3 protein-coding genes and 1 pseudogene are annotated in these 3,592 nt (G+C 46.7%); 1 reads left to right on the top strand and 3 read right to left on the bottom strand.

Annotation, left to right across the window (positions count from 1 at the left end; translation table 11 throughout):
• A pseudogene (locus WKF69_RS11375) lies at positions 1 to 191 on the top strand (hypothetical protein); the annotation flags it as partial.
• On the opposite strand, the gene WKF69_RS11370 reads toward WKF69_RS11375, so the two are convergent.
• From WKF69_RS11370 to WKF69_RS11360, 3 genes are all read right to left on the bottom strand, one after another.
• Positions 163 to 1,269, bottom strand: coding sequence for a metallophosphoesterase (locus WKF69_RS11370; RefSeq protein WP_340382003.1), 1,107 nt, complete (start codon positions 1,267 to 1,269; stop codon positions 163 to 165). The pseudogene WKF69_RS11375 and the gene WKF69_RS11370 overlap by 29 nt on opposite strands.
• On the bottom strand, positions 1,263 to 2,039 hold the full coding sequence (locus WKF69_RS11365; protein ID WP_340382001.1) for an enoyl-CoA hydratase/isomerase family protein: 777 nt from the start codon (positions 2,037 to 2,039) through the stop codon (positions 1,263 to 1,265). The genes WKF69_RS11370 and WKF69_RS11365 overlap by 7 nt, the downstream gene beginning before the upstream one ends.
• 1,353 nt (positions 2,040 to 3,392) lie before the next feature.
• Positions 3,393 to 3,592, bottom strand: a 200-nt coding sequence (locus WKF69_RS11360) for a hypothetical protein (RefSeq protein ID WP_340381999.1), incomplete at its 5' end; no start/stop codon positions are given.

Raw genomic sequence — 3,592 nt, 5'->3', positions numbered from 1 at the left:
TTCATAAATCCGACTACGTACAGATCATATCCTGTTCGGAAGCAACCGTGACAGCCAGCCGGAAAACAACTCTTCAGGTTGATGGGGAAGTAATTGGTAAAGTGAAAGAGATCAAACTGTCGGTTATGCCCAAGGCCTTGTCCGTGCTGGTACCAAAGGAATTTAAGACAGAGGCTGTTCGTAAACCATAACTCCTTTTTCCGATACCGGATCAATAACCCAGGCAGAAAGCATGGCTGAGCCATCCGTCTCGAACCGGATCTTAAAGAAGCCTTTGGCTTTCATTCCAAATTTGAGGTTCTTCCCCTCCTGCAAAACATATTTAAGCTTTGATCCCGCACCGCTCACTATATAATGATTGCCATCCTTGTTAATGTGCTGCAGGTTATGCTCATGCCCGGCGGCATAAATAAGCCCCTTATGGCTCTTAAAGATCTGGATCAGGCGCTTGCGCATCTGCCGGTAGCGCGGGTGCGCGATGTCTTCCTTTGCCCCAAAATACTTCCGGTAAATAGGCAGCAATGAACCAATAAACGGCAGGGGCACATAAGCCTTTTTATGATAAACCGTAAAAGGAAACAGGTGGTGGCTCAGCTTATAGCGTCCGCCGTGAATGGCATAGCTATACACCGGAGCATGGCCCGCAATAATAACCCGCTTGTCTTTATTATTCTCGAGGATCTTTATCAGGTGTTCAAAAAACTCATTCTCCGATTCCACCCGGCAGCCGCATCCCTGCCCTATCGGGCGGAAGCCCGGCTGGAGCCACCATTGGGTATTGATCAGAACCATGGTCACATTCGGGTTCACGTTAATTTCAGTTGGGCCGGGACAGCCGCCAGACGGCTGCATCACATTGCTGCCGAACAGCTTTTCCAGATACTTTTCCTGCCTCAGGATATATTCATACCCATCTTTACGCCCCTTGTTCCAGTCGTGGTTGCCGGATATAAAAAGCACCTTGCCGTGATAATCTTTCAGCGCCTCGTAATGGGCTTTAAGTGCATCTTCGGCATCTTTATATAGTATATTGGTTTTTGGGGGCAGGCCGCGGGGGTATACATTATCGCCCAGAAAAACCACAGCCGAATGCTGCTTTTTATCAAAATGGCATTTCATCGTTTCCAGTACCGGGTCCGGCTTATGCCGGTTGATGTTCCCGGTATCCCCGATCAGGAATACTTCATAAGGCTTATTTTCGGTGGTTTTGGCTCGCATCTGGCTGGTATCTAGTAAACCCTGTAAATGCGATCCTGTTTGTTCTACCAACCCAATTTCTCTTTATTCAGGAAAGACGCGATGCCTTTTTTGCAGTCTTCCGAGGAGCGGGTCTGCACATTTAATTTGATGGCTTCTTCCAGGCTGTCCTCTAAAGAAATGTTCTGCGCCTTATGGATCAGCAGCTTGGTAAGGGCTACCGACTGGCCGGAAACACTCACGGCCATACGTTCGGCATAGTTTTTTACACTGTTAGCGATCTCCCCCTTCTCCGCCACAAAATTGATCAGCCCGTACGCTGAAGCCGTTGCCGCATCGATCAGGTCGCCGCTCAGCAGCAGCTCCTTCGTCCGCCCCTCTCCCAGCTTCCGCACCAGGAAACAGGCAACCAGTGCCGGAACAAAGCCAATCCGTACTTCAGTATAGCCAAACTTAGCTTCAGGCACCGCATAAACCACATCGCAAACTGCCGCCAAACCGCAGCCGCCGGCAATTGCATGTCCCTCCACCTGCGCTACTACCAGCTTCGGCAGGGTATAGATGCTCCAAAGCAGCTCCTTAATGGCAACGGTATCCTCCAAATCGTCCTGCGATGAATTATTCTGCAGCTTCTGCAAATACTCCAGATCTGCTCCGGCGCTGAACACTTCCCCGTCTGCTTTAAGCACCACAACTTTGACTTCTTCATCATGCCCCGCCCGTAAAAACAGGCTGGTAAGGGATTCCACAAGCTCAGGATTAAGGGCGTTGCGTTTCCCGGGGCGGTTAATGGTGATGTAGGCGACCCGGTTTTGGGTTGTGTATTGGGTTAGTTCGGTCAAATTGGGTCGTTTGTGGGCTTCTACAAATATATGGAAGTTTGATGAGGTTCGACTTCTATCCTCTTCTCTAAAATACCATTGCGATCACCGTTGCATCACGCCGGGATAGTCTTACGATAATGCTTACCAGACTCAACTATTGCCTTCATTAGGTTAACAACAAAAATCCTGTTTTGATCAACAATTTCCTTTGAGAAAACATCTAGTAATAACTCAGACGATTTCGCAGTAAATTGCCACCTTGTGAAAATCCTGTTTGACACCCCAGTCGCAGCGTCTGGTCCCGTCCGCACACTGTCCACTATCCACTTTCAACTCTCAACTTAATAAAAACTTTTAGCAGAGTCTTCATACTTACCGCCTCTTTCGCGTTCGGTGTACTGCCAATCGTCATCGGCTTCACCATACTTGCGGCACCATTCGGGATTAGAACCCAATAACTGTAATGCACCAGCCTTAATAAATTGAAAACTGAAAACTGAAAACTGAAAGTGAGCGTGACGCCTATGGCCCGCGCGGTTACGGGTTTGGGTTTATAGACTTCAACTTTCCGCTTTCAGCTTTCAGTTTCTTTTAACCAGATTCTAATCTTCTCATAATTCAAAATTTAATAGTTAATAAATCACCCTTATATATTGCACCGGTACAAGTCATTGAAAGCCCATTTCTCGAAGATTCTTTTTGAATTTCATTGATCTTCGCTTCATATCTCATGCTTCATACTTCATATTCTTTTTCATTCACTAAGGATTCACTAGTGATTCACTAAGCGTTCACTCAGGTTTCACCCGTTAAATAAAACCTTCCTGCCTCATACCTCCTGTTTCCCATACCCTAAGATAACCTTAAATCCCCCTACCAGATACCTCTAAACCACTTTTACGATATTTTCAATGCCGGTAAAAGCGCTATTATCAATTTCGCAATGCTGGTAAAACGACGATTACGAAATTCGCAATGGTGGTGAATACCGCATTATGAAAATCGTAATTGAGAAACCTGGGTTTTTACGGAAAGAAATGAAAAAGAGGAGTAAATTCTGCGTAAAATTGGAGTTTGCTTCATACTTCCTATCGCCTGCTCCATACCTCTCGCTTTATTCCCCCTGGCTCTGCAACGCATAAACCCGCAATAATCATGGACAGTTCTTCCAAACCCGCATACCTGCGCAATAATTTGTCCCTTTTATCCATGTGTTATCTATGTGTGATCTAAGGGTGATCTCTGTGTGATCTCTGTACCAAGGCAGGGTGATGCCTTAGCGACCAAAATGCCATCAATCATGCGAAAAGCTGCGGTATTCTGCAAGCCGCTGTGCATGTGCCCATTAGGGCAGGGGTTTGGGCAATGTCATTAACTTAAGGGCGGGAGGTTCCAGCTTTCGCTCAATGTCATTAACTTAAGATTTGAACGGCTCCCAAATCTGAAAGGCCTATTCGGATTTTTTGGAGGTTCCAGCCTCCGCTGGAATGACAAGGCGTAGGGAGATATTTGGAGATTCCAGCCTTCGCTGGAATCGCTACGGCCGATGGCTAAATGATATTTTACCATCA

The sequence above is a fragment of the Daejeonella sp. genome (assembly GCF_037719425.1).
Lineage (GTDB): Bacteria > Bacteroidota > Bacteroidia > Sphingobacteriales > Sphingobacteriaceae > Daejeonella.
This window is presented reverse-complemented; position numbering and strand designations above follow the sequence as displayed.